A 16,213-nucleotide genomic window follows, 5' to 3' on the forward strand; every position below is an offset into this window, starting at 1 on the left:
GTTATATGCAAGGTACTGAAAAGTCGCAATAAAAAACCGGCCGCAGAGCGGCCGGAAGTAATTCAAATAGTAGACATTGGTATCACAGGGTATAACTGACTTCCAATTACTTAGAAGTTGTACTGCAGAGCAACGCCGACTACGTCGTCAGTGTTCTGGCCCAGCTTGCTGGTAGAGTTACCAACGGAATCCAGCAGGTTGACCTTGTAGTCAACGTAGGCGTTGAAGTTGTCGGTGAAGTTGTACCAGGCACCAATAGATACGTACTCGGTCAGGGTGTCATCGAATTTGACATTAGTGTCATTCTTCACGTCAGTGCGCAGGTAAGCCAGAGATGGCTTGAACTTGCCGATGGTGTACTGGGCGACCGCTTCGTAACCATCGTGCTTCTCGGCATAGCCGTTCTTGACGAAGATGTGATCTTCACCGTGAGCATAGGTGGCAGCCAGGTAGAGGTCACCCACAGCGTACTTGGCACCAAAGCCCATCAGCTTGGCATCCTTGTCACCACCGAAGGCAGAGAATTGAGCTTGCTCATCGGTCTTGCCAGCCTGGTTGTAGGCAGCTGACAGGCCCAGACCCATATCGAAGTCATAGGAGGCCGCTACAGCAAAACCCTCTTTGGAACCTTTCTTGTTCCAAGTTGTGCCATTGGTGTTGAAGTTGGAGCGATCGGCATTCTGCGGATCATTCTTGCCGGTGAACTGGGCACCCAGGGTCAAACCATTTTGGTTGAATATGTACTTGGCAACACCATTGGTACGCCCGGTACCAAATACTTCGGTGCCTTATCAAGACTGGGTGTGACGTTTTTTGACAGGATAAAAAGAGATTAAATTCAATGAATTATTTTCTAGTGACTTTTTTAACATCAAGACTGTTCTGAGCAACAAGGTCGATGGCTCAAGTTGTGAGCTATATCACTCAGGGGAGAATGGGGCGGGGCGGGAGCCTTGCAAGGCTCCCCCCAGTGATCAGATGGGCTTTTGCCACAGGGTCAACAGCAGATCCTGTTCCAGCTCATCCGGGCCCTGTTGCGCGAAGGCGTGACGCTGCTCACCGGTTGCCCGCCAGCCGAGGCGGCTGGTCTCCAGAATAAAGCTGCGCATGGCGTGATCCATGGCGAGGCTGAATTGGCAGCGCTGTTGGGCCACCTGATTGAGGCCGCCGAGGGTGGGCCAGCTAAGGGGATGTTCCATGCTCACCGGGTTGAGGCTGACTCGCAGTTGCCACTGATGGCGGGGGCCCGGCTGCAGATAGAGCAGATAGCCACCGGGGGCCAGCCACTCTGCCAGCAATTCGCTTTTTACCTTGAGATCGTTGACCAGCAGTACCTGAGCCGAGCTCGGTTGCAGCGGTGCGCGGGCAGGATCGGCAATGACAAACTGACCGTCCGGCTGCGCTTTTTTGGCGGCAAAGATGGTGTTCTTGGCGATATCAACGCCAGCAAACTGCCAGCCGGGCAGGCGCTCTGCCAGCGCACGGCAGTAGTAGCCTTCACCACATCCTAGATGAACCAGCTCTTGCGGGGCAAGGGGCGCGAGCAGGGCGGCCATGGCCTCGACCAGCGGTAGTTGGTGGCCGGCTTCCAAGAAATGGTGCTTGGCGCGCATCAGGGCTCGGCTGTCGCTGTCTTTGGGGTTTTTCTTGCCGGGGATGAGATCCAGATAACCTTCCGGTGCCGGATCGAAGTGATGCTTGTTGTCGCAATAGCGCCCCTGGGAGGCTTCATGAAGATGGAGCGGGCTGCGGCAACGGGGACATTGAAGGTGCATAGAAACTCTCTTGGCGAACGCCGGAACAGTGAAGGGCGTTCGGGATTATAGGGGAGAGGATCAAAAAAGGCTGCCGTAGCAGCCTTTTTTATCCCAAGGCCTCAGTCAGGCCTGTGGACGGATCATCAGCGAGTGCCAAAGACCACAATGGTCTTGCCGTGAGCAGAGATGAGCTCCTGCTCTTCCAGCATTTTGAGGATGCGGCCCACGGTTTCACGGGAACAGCCGACGATCTGGCCGATCTCCTGACGGGTGATCTTGATCTGCATGCCATCCGGGTGGGTCATGGCATCCGGCTGTTTGGCCAGGTTGAGCAGGGTCTGGGCGATCCGGCCGGTCACATCCAGGAAGGCGAGGTTACCCACTTTCTGGCTGGTGTGTTGCAGGCGCTTGGCCATCTGGCCGGAGAGGCGCAGCAGAATGTCCGGGTTGACCTGGATCAGCTGGCGGAACTTCTTGTAGGAGATCTCTGCCACTTCGCAGGATCCTTTGGCGCGAACCCAGGCGGAGCGCTCGGGATTCTCGTTCTCTTCGAACATCCCCATCTCGCCCAGGAAGTCGCCCTGGTTCAGATAGGAGAGGATCATCTCTTTGCCCTCATCGTCCTTGATCAAGACGGCCACAGTGCCCTTGACGATGTAATAGAGGGTCTCCGCTTTTTCACCCGCATGGATCAGGGTGCTCTTGGCGGGATACTTATGAATGTGGCAGTGCGACAAGAACCATTCCAGGGTGGGATCGCTTTGCGGTTTGCCAATGACCATGAGAATTCCTCTGTAGTGTCTTTTTATGGACTTGTGCGTCCGGGCAAGTTGCCAATCTTGCCATTCCTTGTATTAGTCGCAGTAGGATAAGAGCCTTTGCCTGTGCTGACAAGGCTTTGCGGGCTTTTGACAGAGCCCTTTGAGTAATGCCTGCTGCGCCGCTTCGGCCATTCTAGGGAAGATAGAGGTCGGAGATGTTGATTTTGATCTATTTCTATCCCGACTTCGGCTGTTCGGCAGGGAGATAGGACTGGGTTATGCTAGGGTTCCATCATCATGATGAACAGGAGAGATCGCGAGATGAAAGCCAGGGTCAGCTGGGTGGAAGGAATGAAGTTTGTCGGGGAGAGCGAATCCGGTCACCGGGTTATTCTGGATGGCGCCAACCCCGGCGAGGGGGCCAGCCCGATGGAGATGATCCTGCTGGCGGTCGGTGGCTGCAGCTCCATTGATGTGGTCTCCATCCTCGAAAAAGCACGCCAGTCGGTGACTGCGTGTCATGTCGATGTCAGTGGCGAGCGGGTCGATAGCGTGCCGCGGGTTTTCGAGACGATTAACCTGCACTTTGTGGTCACCGGCAAGGGGCTGGCGGAGAAGCAGGTCGCCAGAGCCGTTGCACTGTCGATGGAAAAATACTGTTCTGTTTCCCTGATGTTGGAAAAAGCGGTACAAATTACCCATAGTTATCAAATTGTTGAAGCTTGATAACTGTCGATTGTTTCGTTGGAACTCAGGCATAAGGCCGTCACGCAAGGCCATTACATAAGGAAAGTGCAATGAAAAAATTGATCGCTCTGCTTCCCCTGCTGGGTCTGGCGGCGTGCAGCAGCCCGCAGCCCACCCAGTATCAATACAGCCAATACCAGTGTGGCGAAGAGATGTTGGCTATCACCTATGATGCCCAGGCTGACATGGTGCAGTTCCCCTATGCAGGGGTTTACCACAAGCTGGGCCGCGTCGAGGCTGAGTCCGGCGCCAAATATTCAGACGGTGTGACCACCTTCTGGAATCAGGACAAGCAAGGACTGCTTACCCAGAAAGGGGTGACACTGCTGACTTGTACGCTCAAATAGCTTGATGGTGTGCCGCTTCGGCCCCGGTGCTGATTGGCGGCTGGAGGCCACAAAAAACGGCTTGCCGAGAGGCAAGCCGTTTTTCTATCCACTCATATTCGCCAGACCAGTGTCAGTTGGCAGGAACGGCCTGCAGCAGCGTGGTGGCCAATTGTTGGCTCAACTGCTGGCGCTCATTGTCTGTCACACTCACATCGCTGGTCAGCTGGATGATGCTGCTCCAGACCGCTTTCTGGGTTTTGCGATCGAGCAGCACGATGGCCAGCGAACCTTTGCGCTCGTTGGCCGAGGCATATACCCCGGGCGTCATGCCAAGGCGTGCGAAAATCTCGCCGTCACTCATATCCTTGCCGCCCGCGACGCCGATGGCGACCCACAGATCAGCCTCGTCAAGCGGTGCACTCTGCCACCCCTTGCTATTGAGCTCCCGGCTTACCGCCTGCTGCATTGGCTCAAGCCACCCTTCCGCTAACTCACCGGCAAATTGATACTGCTCGGCCAGGGCGTAGCGCGGGGTTGCACCATAGGTCCAGTTGCCCATCGGGCGAACCAGCATGGTGCCGGACTCCAGCGTGGGGGCCGCCGGCCCGCTGCTGCAACCGCCAAGCAGGGCGAGCAGTGCCACAGAGAGATAAGCAAGCCGCATCGTGAACTCCTTTGAATCAGGTTATTTTGCCGGTTTCGATCAATTGCTGGATGAGCGGGCGCAGGATCAGCTCCATCGCAAAGCCCATCTTGCCACCCGGCACCACTATGGTGTTCATCCGCGACATGAATGAGCCGTCGATCATCGACAGCAGGTAGGGGAAATCCACCTGCTTGATACCGCGAAACCGGATCACCAGCATACTCTCGTCCAGACTCGGGATCACCTTGGCGCTGAAGGGGTTGGAGGTATCCACCGTCGGTACTCGCTGGAAGTTGATATGGGTGCGCGAGAACTGCGGGGTGATGAAGTTGATGTAGTCATCCATGGAGCGGACGATGGAGTCGGTCACCGCCTCGCGGGAATGCCCTCGCTCCGAGGTATCGCGGATCAGCTTCTGGATCCACTCCAGGTTGACGATGGGCACTACGCCTATCAGAAAATCCACGTGGCGCGCCACATTGTGATCCTCGGTGACCACACCACCGTGCAGCCCTTCATAAAACAGCAGGTCTGTGTCGCTGGGCAGATGCTGCCAGGGGGTGAAGGTGCCGGGCATCTGGTTGAAGGGCACCGCCTCGTCAAAGCTGTGCAGGTAGCGGCGATACTGGCCATTGCCATCCTGCCCATAGCCCTGAAAAAAGCTCTCCAGCAGCCCGAAGTCATTGGCCTCAGGGCCAAAATAGCTGATATGACGCCCCTGTTCGCGCGCCTTGCGGATCGCTACATCCATTTCCGGTCGGGTGTAGCGGTGAAAACTGTCACCTTCCACCACCGCCGCGGTATATCCCAGTTGATGGAACATGGAGCGAAAGGCGTTGGTGGAGGTGGAGGTGCCGGCACCGGACGAACCGGTAACAGCAATAATGGGGTGCTTGGCCGACATGGGATTCTCTCTTCCTTGGGAATTCCGTTATAAGGTCCGGATTGCGGTTGGGTCAAGAGTGCTCGATGAAGCGGTCTTTCATCACGATATTCACCGATTCGTGCAGCTCGCTATAGACGATGACAGCTTTGCCTTGCTGTAATTGTTCTCTCACAGCATCGACTTTGACGCCAAGCGGTACATCCTGCTCTCCATATTCTGTTCCTTCCTGCAACACAAAATGTTCGATCAGGTTGGTCAGGGTGTCGCCGTCCAGTTCTTGCCAGGGAATGATCATTTAAAGGTCTCACAGCAAAAGAGGTGATCGTCAGGCTATTGTTGTGTTGAATCCCGCGAATGCAATCACTTTTTACCTTTTCACCGGAGTCTGAGAGATGTTGTCTGAAGCGCAGCGCAGCGCGCCGTTAACCCTGACTGAGCATCTGGACAGCGCACGTCGAGAGGCGATTGCCCGAGGCATGGTGTGGTTCTGGTTGTTGAACTGGCTGGTGGTGTTGTTTCTTTCGATACGCTACGAGGTTTACAGCCAGGTTGGGCTCGCCAGTGATGACAGCTTGCCCTGGCGCTTTCAGAGTGAGCTGGCTCTGGTCATGGTGGTGCTATTGCTGCTACCTGTTGTCAGCCTCTTTTGTGACCATCTGCAGGACCGCCTCTGGTTACGGTTGGCTGCACTAGTGATGGTGCTATGGGGCGGACTCTGGACGCTGCACATCTACACGATTGGTCAGGTAGAGCTGCGGGGAGGGGTCAGCTATGCCAACGGGATCATGCGGCTCAACCTGCTGGCTGCGCTCATCGCGTTTTATCCCGATCGCAAGGTGTTTTATGGCTATCTCTTGGGCCCGATGACGGTGGGTGTGGGGTTGGGGCTCTTTTTACGCGTCGATTTTCCCCAGATCTACCTGCTTGGCGTGTTGTTTGGCGTGATTGCGCTGGAGGTCGGCCGCCGCATGCTGCACCGCTGGTTTGAGTTGGCGATCATGCGGGAGCATGAAAATCTGACGCTGCTGCGCCAACTTGATCAGCTCGCCAAGCAAGATCCTCTGACCGGTGTCGCCAACCGGCGGCATTTCAATATCGAGTTGGATCGCGCGTTGGCCCATAGCCAGGAGAGCGGCGCTCCGCTATCGCTCATCCTGATGGATGTGGACTATTTCAAGCGCTTCAACGACTACTACGGCCATCAGGTGGGGGATATGTGCCTCAAGGAGGTGGCACAAGCGCTCAACCGTGCGGTACGCACGCCATCTGATCTGGTGGCCCGCTATGGCGGAGAGGAGTTTGTGTTGCTGCTGCCCAATACCGACCGTCAGGCGGCGGCCAGCGTGGCACAGCGGCTGCAAGATGGCTTGGCCAGCCTGCGGCTGGAGCATCTGGCGTCCGATGTTGCCCCCTGGGTGACGGTGAGTCAGGGTATTGCCAGCTCAGTGTCTGGCGAAGGGGCGAGCCAGTTGCTGGAGCGGGCCGATCAGGCGCTCTATCGGGCCAAGGAGTTGGGACGTAATCAGTTCTGCGTTGCAGAGTGACTCTGTTCGGCAATCCAGCGACTGATCCGTTCGTCCAGCCAGAAGCGTGGTCGCCAGGGTGTGCCGTGCAAAAAGCCGACATGGCCGCCGCGTTGGCTCAGCTCATAGCGCACCGTGGGCGAGAGCTGCTCCGGCCGGGGGATGACGGCGTGTGACATAAAGGGATCGTCGGCGGCGTGAATGACCAGGGTCGGGATGGGGATCTGAGCCAGCAGCGGTAGCCCCGAGCAGCTCTGGTAGTAGTGGCTGGCGCTGTGAAAGCCGTGCAGCGGCGCGGTGACTTGCTCGTCAAAATCACGCAGGGTGGCAATCTGCTCCACTTGTCGAGGTTGCCAGCGTTCACTCGCTTGCTGCTGGTGGCTGATCTTGTTGAGCAGGTTGCGGCGCATGGTGCGCAGCAGATAGTTCTGATAGACCTTCGAGAAGCCCTGATTGACCCGCTCGGCGCAGCTTGCCAGTTGCAGCGGAGCCGAGACCACCACCGCCGCTTTCAATGCCGCAGGACAGCCCCGTGCCAGCAGATTGACCAGCATATTGCCACCCAGTGAAAAGCCGATGGTGATCAGCGGTTTGCCCGGGAAGCGCTGGCTCAGCTCGGCAATCAGCTCCTGCGCATCACCGATGGCGCCGGAGTGATAGGCCTGCAGGTGGCGATTGGGCTCGCCGCTGCAACCGCGAAAGTGCATCAGCACAGCCTCTCTGCCCTCTTGCTGCAGATGGGCGAACAATCCCTTGGCATAGTGGGAGTGAATGCTTCCCTCCAGCCCGTGAAACACCACCACCAGTGGCTGCTCGTCAAGGCAGACCTCCCCGCTCCAGGCGAGGTCGACAAAGTCCCCATCCTGCAGTTCAAACCGCTCCGCCACAAAACGGGCAGGGGTGCGGCGCAGCCATTTGGGCAATATGGTCTGCAGATGAGGATTGCGTGCCCACCAGGGGGCGTGGAAGTGGCTCTCGGTCAGCATGGGATCGTTGGTCTGGGTCAAAGATAAAGAGGACGGGAGGTTTTCTCCTCCCGCCAGTCAGTCACTTGCTTATTTCAGCAGGCGATCGTGATGCTCGGCACCGCGCAGCATGGCCTGGATCAGCTCGTTGGCCTCGAACTTGGTCAGCGCTTCATGGGCCCCCACCTGATGGGCCCGTTCCACACTGATCTCGCTGGAGAGCGAGGTGTGCAGGATGATGTAGGCCCCCGCCAGCTTGCTGTCGCTCTGCACCTCGAAGGCCAGCTCGTAGCCATCGAGCCCCGGCATCTCGATATCGCTCACCAGAATGTCGATGGGGGTCTTCTGACTCGCCCGCTCCTGCATCAGGGTCAATGCATCCTTGCCGTTGGAACGGACTTCATAGGGGATATTGATGTAGTCCAGCGCCGCCATCAGCTGACGGCGGGCGACAGAGGAGTCATCGACCAGCAGGATCCGCATCGGCTTGATCCGTTCGCGCTGCACATCGGTCAGCACCGGATAGAGGTGGCTCGGGTCATCCGGATAGACCCTGGAGAGGATCAGCTCCACATCCAGCAACTGGATCAACTGGTCATTGACCCGGGTGACGCCGGTGACGAACACATTTTGGCCGAGGGCGGCGGGCGGTGACTCGATATCGCGCCAGTTGCACTCGGTGATCTTGTCGATGCCTCGCACCAGAAAGCCCACCAACGTGCGGCGGCAGTCGGTGATGATGATGAAGCAGTGAGGCATCTCCTCCTTGCTGATCGGGCGATAACCCACCGCCATCGCCATGTCGATCACCGGAATGGTGGAGCCACGCATATTGGCGGCCCCCAAAACGGTCGGGTGCGAGTGCGGCATTGCCGTCAGCTGGGTGTAGGGGACTATCTCCTTCACCTTGAGGGTGCCGATAGCAAAGGATTGTTTGGCTGAAAGGTGAAACAGCAACATGCCCTGGGATTGATTGGCTTTGCTCGTCATGGCAGATGTCCTGTTGGTCGAAACGTTGGCAGTCACTTCAGGCCTCTAGCATAAAGGATTACGGGGGGGATGGCCCTCCCTTGTTAGCGACCATCTGGCAAAAAACTGGACCCATTCAGCCAATTTCGTTGGCGTATTCCATCGGCGTCCAGTTATTGAACACCATCCTCGCCAACTCCCCACTGTTGGCAGGCAGCTTGCAATGCGGCCTCATCGGCATAACCCAGCTTGCTGGCCACCTGCGCGGGTTTGCTGCCGCCTTTGAGCAATCTGAGCGCCTGCAGCAGTTGCCACTGTTGTTGCAATTCACTCCCTTCCACTGGCGCATCGGCTTGTTGTGCCCACTGTTGCAGAGACTCCGGTTGGCCATTGGCCAGCGCTTGCCAGCAGGCTTGCAGCTCACCGTGGCCCTGCTGGCTGATGGCACACTGTTGCAGCTCATCCAGGATCACCTGCAGTCGCTGACCGTAGGCCCCTTGCCACTCTTTCGGACGTTGCCACCGGGCCAGCGAGTCGAGCAGGGCATCGAGCAGCGGGGTGGTCTGCAGCCAGCCTGCCTGCTGCGGCTGAGCCACGCGCAAAGAGACGCTCAGCTGATCGTAATCGCAACTGCTGAGGGGGCTGAAGGCCGCAAGGGCATCGGCGCAGAGCCAGAAGCTGCTGCCTGCCGGCAGCAACAGCTCATGTTGGCCCAGTCTCAGCAGCGCGGCGCCACGGGTGATCCGCAACAGCTGCCCGACCGGAGTTCGTTTGCGGTTGCCGGCGTGCAGGCACTGGCAGGAAAAATGGTGATACTCGATGGCGTGATGCATGTAAAAACCCTGATATGATGCTGCCTGGAGGTAACAAATATGGAAACCAGACGTAAAAAACGCTTCATTGCCGGTGCTGTCTGCCCGGCGTGCGGCAAGTTGGACAACATGATGCTGTATCTGGAGCATGGAGTCGAGAAGGTGACCTGCGTCGCCTGTGGCGATACCCAGGTACAAACGCCTGCCGAGGTCGACAAGCAGACTCGCGAGGCGGAAGAGGTGATAGGTGTGTTTCGCCCTTGATAAGGCAACGGCGGGTGGAATGCGGGTCTCCTCGCTGACGCTGTTGCCGTTTTTTTCGTCACTCCGTGGCGCCGCACGGCATATGCGCGGCCCACTTTTTAGGGTATTCTGAGCCCGTTTTTTTCTATCCGCAGGATCCTGACATGAAAGTAGCTCCTCTGAGCGTGGTTACGCTGGAATACACAGTCACCGACGAGCACGGTGAAGTCATCGACAGCACTGTCGGCAAAGAGCCGCTGGTCTATCTGCACGGCACCCGTTACCTGGTCTCTGGCCTGGAAGCCGAGCTGGAAGGTCGCGCGGTAGGTGAAGCCTTCGAAGTGACTCTGGCACCGAGCCAGGCCTACGGCGAATATGACGAGACACTGGTACAAGAAGTACCGGGCGAGCTGTTCGACGGCATGGAAGTCTCCGAAGGGGATACTTTTGTGGCTGAAACCGACGATGGCCACCGTCCGGTGACCGTGGTTGAAGTGTCCGAAGAGTTCGTCAAGGTGGATGGCAACCATCCGCTGGCAGGCGTAACCCTGGGCTTCAAGGTCGAGATCAAGGACGTGCGTGCTGCCACTGCCGAAGAGCTGGCTCACGGCCACGTTCACGGTGCCGGTGGTTGCGGTCACGATCACGGTCATGACCACGATCACGGCGGCTGCTGTGGCGGTCATGGTCACGACCACGATGAGGATCACGGCCAAGGCGGTTGCTGCGGCGGTGCTGGCCACGGTCACGATCATGGCCACGACCACGGTGACGACCATGGTCACGGCGGCTGCTGCGGTGGCGGTGGTTGCGGTGGCAAGGGCCATCACCACTGATCACGGCTATGCCGATGATAAAAATCTGCCATTAGGAGTCATACCGAGCAATTAAAGATAGTTAATTGCTCCTCCTTGGGTGACGACATCCGAAGCCAGTTATTCTGGCTTCGGATTTTTTATGTCTGTCAAATAGGCTCGCGGCTTTTCCCAAGCTAACAGGGCCGCTTATTTTTGGTTAATGCTCAACATTATTTCCTTCTCGATTCCGCGATGTGTTTTTGGCTCGGTGCGTAAACGGGTTACCAAATCGGTGTCTTCATCAGCACAATATGACCAAGTTACTTCATGCCCCAACAGCTGCCAGCGTCAGTCTCTATTTGGTCTCGTTGTGCCCCATAAAAAAATAGCCAGTCAGACTTAACTGACTGGCTATTTCCTAGTGACTAACTGATTGGCGCGAAGCCTTACAGCTGCTCGATACCGACGATATGCCAAGGGGCATTGTTTTTGGCCAGATCGCGCTCGAGGTGCCACACCTCTTTGATGTCTTCTTCGACCTGCTCCTGACGGTCCATGTAGCGGCCGCTGAAGCGCACGCTCACCTGAGCCCAGTCGCTGCCGTAGTCGGCGCGTACCAGCTGGGTATCGACGTACATCACTTCGGTATGCTGGTCGCCAGTCAGTTCGGCGCGCTCGGCTTTGAGCTGTTCAAACAGTTCCGGGCTGACGTACTCGCGCACTTTTTCCAGATCGTTCTTGTTCCACGCCTCTTGCAGGGTGCGATAGTGATCGCGGGCACCGGCCAGGAAGCTGTTCATGTCAAAGCCTGGCGGCAGGCGGAACGGCACGTCGCTGTCGGCAAAGCCGGTGGCTTGCGGTGCGCTGTTGCTCTGCTCAAACTGCTGCGGGGTCGCGGATTGCGGTGGCTGATAGCCCGCATAGGCGGCCTGTTGTGGCTGTGGCGTCGCGACCTTGCCCTTGCGCAGGGTACGGATCAGGAAGACGGCACCCAGCGCCAACAGGGCGATCAGCAGGAAGTCCATTCCTTGCAGACCTTCAAAGGCACCGCTGCCCAGCAGGTAGGCGAACAGGCCGCCAGCCAGCAGGCCGCCCAGCAGGCCACCCATCATGCCGCTCTTTTTCGGCGCAGTCTGGGCACCCAGTGCCGGGTTCTTGGTGTCGACCGGTTTGGCCGCAGGCTGGGCTGGCGCAGTTTTGTAACTTTTACCAAAGGATTTGCCGCCGCCAAATTTCTTGGCTTCGGCGTGAGGTGCCCCCAGGCCAATGGCCAGGATCACGGCAAACAGGGTCAGCATCTTTTTCATTTTGACTCTTTTCACTCTCGTCTGTGGGTGGGGCATGCTCCGCTTTGGCAAGCTCAGCAAGGCGCATGGCAGGCTGCCTGTCCCTAATTGTGTCGCAGCTTGTATTCATCAATATCACCTCTGGCATGAATTATTCATGAACGAGGTTGCCGCGATGCGGCGTCAAACAAGAGGAGTAAACCGGATGAAAAGCAGAAGATTGAGTCGCAAGGAGCGCAAAATGCGAAGCAAAATCAAAATGGTCAAGGTAGAGCAGACTCTGGTTTGGCCCTTTATGATGGTATGAGCCGCCAGATAGGGCTCGCCGTAGTTGGCTTTCTTTTGTAAAATTCCCGTCCCCTTCCCGCTGCGGTTTTTATGTGTATGGCAGAGCAAGTGACGGCGAAAAAAGACGCCAAGACACAACAGCTGAAAGTTCCTCCCCACTCTTTTGAGGCCGAACAGTCCGTACTGGGCGGCCTGATGCTGGATAACGATGCCTGGGATCGGGTTGCCGAACGGGTCATCGATCAGGATTTCTACAGCCGTCCGCACCGGTTGATCTTCCAGGCCATGACCCGCCTCTCCAACGCGGGCAACCCCATCGACCTCATCACCCTGCAGGAGGAGCTGGAACGCTCCGAGCAGTTGGAGGAGTCCGGTGGCTTCGCCTATCTGGTGGAGATCGCCAAGAACACCCCGAGTGCCGCCAACATCAACGCCTACGCCGAAATCGTGCGCGAGCGAGCGGTCGTACGGGAGATGATCTCGGTCGCCAACGAGATAGTCGAAGCAGGCTACGAGCCGCAGGGCCGTACCTCAGGCGATCTGCTGGATCTTGCCGAGAGCAAGGTATTCAAGATTGCCGAGCAGCGCAGCAGCGCCAACGAGGGGCCCCAGCCCCTGAAGCTCATTCTCGAGCAGACCGTCGACAAGATTGAAGAGCTGTTCAAGACCCCGCACAACGGCGTGACCGGGGTATCGAGCGGTTACAACGATCTCGACAAGATGACCGCCGGTTTGCAGCGCTCGGACTTGATCATCGTGGCGGCCCGTCCCTCCATGGGCAAGACCACCTTTGCCATGAACCTCTGTGAACATGCAGCGCTGACAGCTGACAAGCCGGTGCTCATCTTCTCGCTGGAGATGCCCTCCGAGCAGATCATCATGCGTATGCTCGCCTCGGTGGGGCGTATCGACCAGACCAAGGTGCGTACCGGTCAGCTCGACGACGAGGATTGGGCCCGTCTCTCCTCCACCATGGGTCTGCTGCTCGAGAAGGGCAAGATGTATATCGATGACGCCTCCGGCCTCACCCCGACCGACGTGCGTTCTCGCGCCCGTCGTATTGCCCGTGAGCACGGCGGCCTTTCGATGATCATGATCGACTACCTGCAGCTGATGCGGGTGCCGGCGCTCTCTGACAACCGTACTTTGGAGATCGGCGAGATCTCCCGCTCTCTCAAGGCCTTGGCGAAAGAGCTGCAGTGCCCGGTGGTGGCGCTCTCCCAGCTCAACCGAAGCCTGGAACAGCGGGCCGACAAGCGCCCGGTCAACTCGGACCTTCGTGAATCGGGCTCCATCGAGCAGGATGCGGACTTGATCATGTTTATCTATCGTGATGAGGTTTATCACGATGACAGCCCGGACAAGGGGATTGCCGAGATCATCATCGGCAAGCAGCGTAACGGCCCAATCGGCCGGGTGCGCCTCACCTTCCAGGGCCAGTTCTCCCGGTTCGACAACTATGCCGGTCCGGCGTTTGATGATGATTATTGATAAGTAATGGATAAGGCCGTCCGGATGGGGATTGCCAAGAGAGCCCTGAAAGATGCCGGATATCTCCGGCAAGCAGCGTAACGGTGCCAATGTCGGCCGGGTGCGTCTCACCTTCCAGGGCCAGTTCTCCCGGTTCGACAATTATGCCGGTCCGGCCTTCGACGACGATAAGTGAGTGGCGGTCTTCGGCCCGATGAGGGGGAGACCATTTGTGCCCTCGTAAGGGAAAACCATGAAAGCGGCTACTGCCCAAATCAACACTGCGGCCTTGCGCCACAACCTCGCCGTGGTCAAGCGCCACGCTCCCGCTTGCAAGATCATCGCTGTGGTCAAGGCGAATGCCTATGGCCACGGACTGCTGCCGGTCGCCCGCACCCTTGTGGATGCGGATGCCTATGCGGTGGCCCGCATCGAAGAGGCGCTGATGCTGCGCTCCTGCGCCGTGGTCAAGCCCATAGTACTGCTGGAGGGATTCTTCTCTGCCGACGACCTGCCGGTGCTGGCGGCCAACAACCTGCAGACGGCGGTTCACACCTGGGAGCAGCTCGAAGCGCTGGAGCAGGCCGAGCTGCCAGCTCCTGTGGTGGCCTGGCTCAAGCTCGACACCGGCATGCACCGGCTCGGGGTGCGCAGCGATGAGATGCCTGCCTTTATCGAACGACTCGGCAAGTGCAAAAACGTGGTGCAGCCGTTCAACATCATGACCCACTTCAGCCGTTCCGATGAGCTGGAGCAGCCTACTACCCGCGAGCAGATCGACTTGTTCAGCAAGTTGACCGCACCGCTGGCGGGCGAGCGTGCCATGGCCAACTCGGCGGGCATTCTGGCCTGGCCAGACTCCCACTGCGACTGGGTGCGCCCCGGCGTCATCCTCTATGGCGTGTCGCCCTTCCCCAACACGGTGGCGGCCGATTACGACCTGCAGCCGGTGATGACCTTGAAGACCCAGCTGATTGCGGTACGGGATCACAAGGCGGGCGAGCCGGTGGGCTACGGCGCCAACTGGGTGTCCGATCGCGATACTCGCCTTGGCGTGATTGCCATCGGCTACGGTGACGGCTATCCGCGCATGGCGCCCAACGGCACATCCGTGCTGATCAACGGCCGCATCGTGCCGCTGGTGGGACGTGTCTCCATGGATATGAGCACGGTGGATCTGGGGCCGGGCGCGACCGACAAGCCCGGCGACGAGGCGGTGCTGTGGGGCGAGGGGCTGCCAGTGGAGCGGGTGGCCGACGAGATTGGCACCATCCCCTACGAGCTCATCACCAAGCTCACCTCCCGCGTCTTTATGGAATACGTCTGATGTGGCAGCAGTGCCTGTTGACCCTGAAGCCCCGTTCGCGGGGCTTTCATCTGGTGACGGACGAGCTGGTGGCCAAGCTGCCGATGCTGGCGGATTACCGGGTCGGCATGGCGCACCTGCTGCTGCAACACACCTCCGCCTCGCTCACCCTCAACGAAAACTGCGATCCGAGCGTGCGCAGCGATATGGAGGCTCATCTCCACCGGTTGGCGCCGGAAGATGCCCCCTACTATCGCCACACCTATGAGGGGGCGGATGACATGCCCGCCCACATCAAATCCTCCCTGCTCGGGGTGAGCCTGCAACTGCCAGTTCGCGATGGTCAGCTGGCGCTCGGCACCTGGCAGGGGATCTGGCTCGGTGAGCATCGCGTCGATGGCGGTGCCCGCAAGGTGCTGGTAACCCTGCAGGGTGAGTAGTCAGGCTGCAACCAGCTGAAAGATGACGATAAAAAAGAGGGATGGCATTGAGCCATCCCTCTTTTGTTTTTACGGTTTCGCGAGCTATCCGCTGGCAAGTGGCGCGGCGCTCTGCGTGGCTCAGCCGACCTTGAAGGGGGTCAGCTCGGCTAGCGGGCTCGCGTCCATAAAGGCTTGCGGCTCCTGGCCATGTTTGAAGATCTTGAAGTCCTGATCGCGGGCGCTCCAGTACTCAACGGTATCGCCGCTGATCTGCAACAGGCTCGCTTCGCGCAGGGCCACCACATATTCGCTCGGGTTGATGGCGCAGAACTCGGCCAGACGTTCGTCGCGGGTCTCGCCCATGTGGCCGCTGATGCTGGCATCCAGATAGTGCGGGTTGATCTGCAGCGGGAACAGGCCCAGCGCTGGCAGTACGGCGGCGTTACAGACCGGCATATCGTTGGTGGTGCGGATGCTCGGGGTCGCCACGTTGCAACCGGCGCTCCAGCCCACATAGGGGACGCCCCGCTCGCGCACGGCACGCTGGATCGGCACGATCAGGCCGTTTTCGTGCAGCATCTGGTTGAGGCGCCAGGTGTTGCCACCGCTGATAAAGATGGCATCGGCCTGATTGACGGCATCGACCGGATCATCGAAGTGGTGAATGCTGATGGTCTCGATCCCGAGGCTCTCGGTGAGATCATTGGCGCGGGCATCCCAGTCGCTGCGGATCACCGCGTAGGGGATCAGCAGAATACGCTTGACCGGTTTGCGGGCCAGCAGGCTCTGCACCCGGTCGCGGGCCCAGCCGAGCAGCCCCGGAAATTCGTTGGCTTTACCGTTGCTAAGCAGAAGCAGTTCCATCAAATAGGTCCTCAAAAAGTGAAAGCAGAGGAGGGAGGGCCACCGGATCCGAAGTGCGGCCCGATGGCAAGAGGAGGCATGCTACCACCATTGGCGCAGCGGTTCTGTGATCGGGGGGCCCATTCAACGGCTATGGATGAGT

Annotated in this window: 19 protein-coding genes and 1 pseudogene; 9 read left to right on the forward strand and 11 right to left on the reverse strand. The window is 58.5% G+C overall.

Annotation, left to right across the window (positions count from 1 at the left end):
* Positions 1-110 precede the first annotated feature (110 nt).
* From ACW5W8_RS08545 to crp, 3 genes and pseudogenes are all read right to left on the reverse strand, one after another.
* A pseudogene (locus ACW5W8_RS08545) lies at positions 111-785 on the reverse strand (porin); the annotation flags it as partial.
* Between the two features lie 189 nt (positions 786-974).
* Positions 975-1,775: a putative RNA methyltransferase gene (locus tag ACW5W8_RS08550; RefSeq protein WP_498627346.1), complete on the reverse strand. Its 801-nt coding sequence runs from the start codon at positions 1,773-1,775 to the stop codon at positions 975-977.
* Between the two features lie 125 nt (positions 1,776-1,900).
* On the reverse strand, positions 1,901-2,539 hold the full coding sequence (gene crp, locus ACW5W8_RS08555) for a cAMP-activated global transcriptional regulator CRP (protein WP_033135974.1): 639 nt from the start codon (positions 2,537-2,539) through the stop codon (positions 1,901-1,903).
* A gap of 300 nt (positions 2,540-2,839) precedes the next feature.
* On the opposite strand from crp, the gene ACW5W8_RS08560 reads away from it, so the two are divergent.
* Together ACW5W8_RS08560 and ACW5W8_RS08565 are read left to right on the forward strand one after the other, a co-directional pair.
* On the forward strand, positions 2,840-3,244 hold the full coding sequence (locus ACW5W8_RS08560; RefSeq protein ID WP_498627347.1) for an OsmC family protein: 405 nt from the start codon (positions 2,840-2,842) through the stop codon (positions 3,242-3,244).
* 71 nt (positions 3,245-3,315) lie between these two features.
* Entirely contained in the window at positions 3,316-3,612 is a 297-nt protein-coding gene (locus ACW5W8_RS08565) for an MliC family protein (protein ID WP_042060888.1), read from the forward strand.
* Positions 3,613-3,724: 112 nt separating this feature from the next.
* On the opposite strand, the gene ACW5W8_RS08570 is transcribed toward ACW5W8_RS08565, so the two are convergent.
* The 3 genes from ACW5W8_RS08570 to ACW5W8_RS08580 are packed head-to-tail and all read right to left on the reverse strand — an operon-like array spanning position 3,725 to position 5,421.
* Positions 3,725-4,258 (reverse strand): DUF4136 domain-containing protein, encoded by a 534-nt coding sequence (locus ACW5W8_RS08570; RefSeq protein ID WP_498627348.1) that lies wholly within the window; start codon positions 4,256-4,258, stop codon positions 3,725-3,727.
* Between the two features lie 16 nt (positions 4,259-4,274).
* Positions 4,275-5,144 (reverse strand): phosphoribulokinase, encoded by an 870-nt coding sequence (locus tag ACW5W8_RS08575; protein ID WP_123172457.1) that lies wholly within the window; start codon positions 5,142-5,144, stop codon positions 4,275-4,277.
* A gap of 52 nt (positions 5,145-5,196) precedes the next feature.
* Positions 5,197-5,421, reverse strand: coding sequence for a YheU family protein (locus ACW5W8_RS08580; protein ID WP_498627349.1), 225 nt, complete (start codon positions 5,419-5,421; stop codon positions 5,197-5,199).
* A gap of 97 nt (positions 5,422-5,518) precedes the next feature.
* On the opposite strand from ACW5W8_RS08580, the gene ACW5W8_RS08585 reads away from it, so the two are divergent.
* Entirely contained in the window at positions 5,519-6,670 is a 1,152-nt protein-coding gene (locus tag ACW5W8_RS08585; RefSeq protein ID WP_498627351.1) for a GGDEF domain-containing protein, read from the forward strand.
* On the opposite strand, the gene ACW5W8_RS08590 is transcribed toward ACW5W8_RS08585, so the two are convergent.
* The 3 genes from ACW5W8_RS08590 to ACW5W8_RS08600 all read right to left on the reverse strand — a co-directional run bounded on the left by ACW5W8_RS08590 (position 6,649) and on the right by ACW5W8_RS08600 (position 9,416).
* A complete protein-coding gene (locus tag ACW5W8_RS08590; protein WP_498627352.1) occupies positions 6,649-7,635 on the reverse strand; it encodes a hydrolase in 987 nt (328 codons plus the stop codon). The two genes, ACW5W8_RS08585 and ACW5W8_RS08590, sit on opposite strands and share 22 nt — an antisense overlap.
* Positions 7,636-7,704: 69 nt before the next feature.
* Complete coding sequence (locus ACW5W8_RS08595) at positions 7,705-8,604, reverse strand: chemotaxis protein (protein WP_335846710.1); 900 nt, start codon at positions 8,602-8,604, stop codon at positions 7,705-7,707.
* 152 nt (positions 8,605-8,756) lie between these two features.
* Entirely contained in the window at positions 8,757-9,416 is a 660-nt protein-coding gene (locus ACW5W8_RS08600; protein WP_498627353.1) for a hypothetical protein, read from the reverse strand.
* 39 nt (positions 9,417-9,455) lie between these two features.
* On the opposite strand from ACW5W8_RS08600, the gene ACW5W8_RS08605 reads away from it, so the two are divergent.
* Both ACW5W8_RS08605 and slyD read left to right on the forward strand, forming a co-directional pair.
* Positions 9,456-9,659 carry a YheV family putative zinc ribbon protein gene (locus ACW5W8_RS08605; RefSeq protein ID WP_005335287.1) on the forward strand — a complete coding sequence of 68 codons (204 nt, stop codon included), beginning with the start codon at positions 9,456-9,458 and terminating at the stop codon, positions 9,657-9,659.
* Between the two features lie 143 nt (positions 9,660-9,802).
* The gene (gene slyD / locus ACW5W8_RS08610) at positions 9,803-10,474 is read left to right on the forward strand and encodes a peptidylprolyl isomerase (RefSeq protein ID WP_005348264.1); all 672 of its coding nucleotides are present in this window, start codon (positions 9,803-9,805) and stop codon (positions 10,472-10,474) included.
* Between the two features lie 407 nt (positions 10,475-10,881).
* Here the strand turns inward: slyD and ACW5W8_RS08615 are convergent, their stop codons facing one another.
* Positions 10,882-11,742 carry a Tim44 domain-containing protein gene (locus tag ACW5W8_RS08615; RefSeq protein ID WP_498627356.1) on the reverse strand — a complete coding sequence of 287 codons (861 nt, stop codon included), beginning with the start codon at positions 11,740-11,742 and terminating at the stop codon, positions 10,882-10,884.
* A gap of 363 nt (positions 11,743-12,105) precedes the next feature.
* On the opposite strand from ACW5W8_RS08615, the gene dnaB reads away from it, so the two are divergent.
* The 4 genes from dnaB to ACW5W8_RS08635 are packed head-to-tail and all read left to right on the forward strand — an operon-like array spanning position 12,106 to position 15,225.
* Entirely contained in the window at positions 12,106-13,500 is a 1,395-nt protein-coding gene (dnaB, locus tag ACW5W8_RS08620; RefSeq protein ID WP_498627358.1) for a replicative DNA helicase, read from the forward strand.
* 52 nt (positions 13,501-13,552) lie between these two features.
* Positions 13,553-13,675 (forward strand): hypothetical protein, encoded by a 123-nt coding sequence (locus ACW5W8_RS08625; RefSeq protein WP_498627426.1) that lies wholly within the window; start codon positions 13,553-13,555, stop codon positions 13,673-13,675.
* 57 nt (positions 13,676-13,732) lie between these two features.
* Positions 13,733-14,806 (forward strand): alanine racemase, encoded by a 1,074-nt coding sequence (gene alr / locus ACW5W8_RS08630; protein ID WP_498627360.1) that lies wholly within the window; start codon positions 13,733-13,735, stop codon positions 14,804-14,806.
* Positions 14,806-15,225 (forward strand): secondary thiamine-phosphate synthase enzyme YjbQ, encoded by a 420-nt coding sequence (locus tag ACW5W8_RS08635; protein ID WP_215801818.1) that lies wholly within the window; start codon positions 14,806-14,808, stop codon positions 15,223-15,225. The genes alr and ACW5W8_RS08635 overlap by 1 nt, the downstream gene beginning before the upstream one ends.
* Positions 15,226-15,345: 120 nt before the next feature.
* Here the strand turns inward: ACW5W8_RS08635 and pepE are convergent, their stop codons facing one another.
* The gene (pepE, locus tag ACW5W8_RS08640; RefSeq protein WP_498627362.1) at positions 15,346-16,071 is read right to left on the reverse strand and encodes a dipeptidase PepE; all 726 of its coding nucleotides are present in this window, start codon (positions 16,069-16,071) and stop codon (positions 15,346-15,348) included.
* Between the last annotated feature and the right edge of the window lie 142 nt (positions 16,072-16,213).

The organism is Aeromonas aquatilis, assembly GCF_054052405.1.

Bases quoted from the DNA above. Each gene is read 5' to 3' on its own strand.
- dnaB (WP_498627358.1), top strand. From the start codon at position 12,106: ATGGCAGAGCAAGTGACGGCGAAAAAAGACGCCAAGACACAACAGCTG.
- ACW5W8_RS08565 (WP_042060888.1), top strand. From the start codon at position 3,316: ATGAAAAAATTGATCGCTCTGCTTCCCCTGCTGGGTCTGGCGGCGTGC.
- ACW5W8_RS08625 (WP_498627426.1), top strand. From the start codon at position 13,553: ATGCCGGATATCTCCGGCAAGCAGCGTAACGGTGCCAATGTCGGCCGG.
- ACW5W8_RS08585 (WP_498627351.1), top strand. From the start codon at position 5,519: ATGTTGTCTGAAGCGCAGCGCAGCGCGCCGTTAACCCTGACTGAGCAT.
- ACW5W8_RS08595 (WP_335846710.1), bottom strand. From the start codon at position 8,604: ATGACGAGCAAAGCCAATCAATCCCAGGGCATGTTGCTGTTTCACCTT.
- ACW5W8_RS08580 (WP_498627349.1), bottom strand. From the start codon at position 5,421: ATGATCATTCCCTGGCAAGAACTGGACGGCGACACCCTGACCAACCTG.
- ACW5W8_RS08605 (WP_005335287.1), top strand. From the start codon at position 9,456: ATGGAAACCAGACGTAAAAAACGCTTCATTGCCGGTGCTGTCTGCCCG.
- pepE (WP_498627362.1), bottom strand. From the start codon at position 16,071: ATGGAACTGCTTCTGCTTAGCAACGGTAAAGCCAACGAATTTCCGGGG.
- ACW5W8_RS08635 (WP_215801818.1), top strand. From the start codon at position 14,806: ATGTGGCAGCAGTGCCTGTTGACCCTGAAGCCCCGTTCGCGGGGCTTT.
- slyD (WP_005348264.1), top strand. From the start codon at position 9,803: ATGAAAGTAGCTCCTCTGAGCGTGGTTACGCTGGAATACACAGTCACC.
- ACW5W8_RS08590 (WP_498627352.1), bottom strand. From the start codon at position 7,635: ATGCTGACCGAGAGCCACTTCCACGCCCCCTGGTGGGCACGCAATCCT.
- ACW5W8_RS08550 (WP_498627346.1), bottom strand. From the start codon at position 1,775: ATGCACCTTCAATGTCCCCGTTGCCGCAGCCCGCTCCATCTTCATGAA.
- ACW5W8_RS08615 (WP_498627356.1), bottom strand. From the start codon at position 11,742: ATGAAAAAGATGCTGACCCTGTTTGCCGTGATCCTGGCCATTGGCCTG.
- crp (WP_033135974.1), bottom strand. From the start codon at position 2,539: ATGGTCATTGGCAAACCGCAAAGCGATCCCACCCTGGAATGGTTCTTG.
- ACW5W8_RS08570 (WP_498627348.1), bottom strand. From the start codon at position 4,258: ATGCGGCTTGCTTATCTCTCTGTGGCACTGCTCGCCCTGCTTGGCGGT.
- alr (WP_498627360.1), top strand. From the start codon at position 13,733: ATGAAAGCGGCTACTGCCCAAATCAACACTGCGGCCTTGCGCCACAAC.
- ACW5W8_RS08560 (WP_498627347.1), top strand. From the start codon at position 2,840: ATGAAAGCCAGGGTCAGCTGGGTGGAAGGAATGAAGTTTGTCGGGGAG.
- ACW5W8_RS08600 (WP_498627353.1), bottom strand. From the start codon at position 9,416: ATGCATCACGCCATCGAGTATCACCATTTTTCCTGCCAGTGCCTGCAC.
- ACW5W8_RS08575 (WP_123172457.1), bottom strand. From the start codon at position 5,144: ATGTCGGCCAAGCACCCCATTATTGCTGTTACCGGTTCGTCCGGTGCC.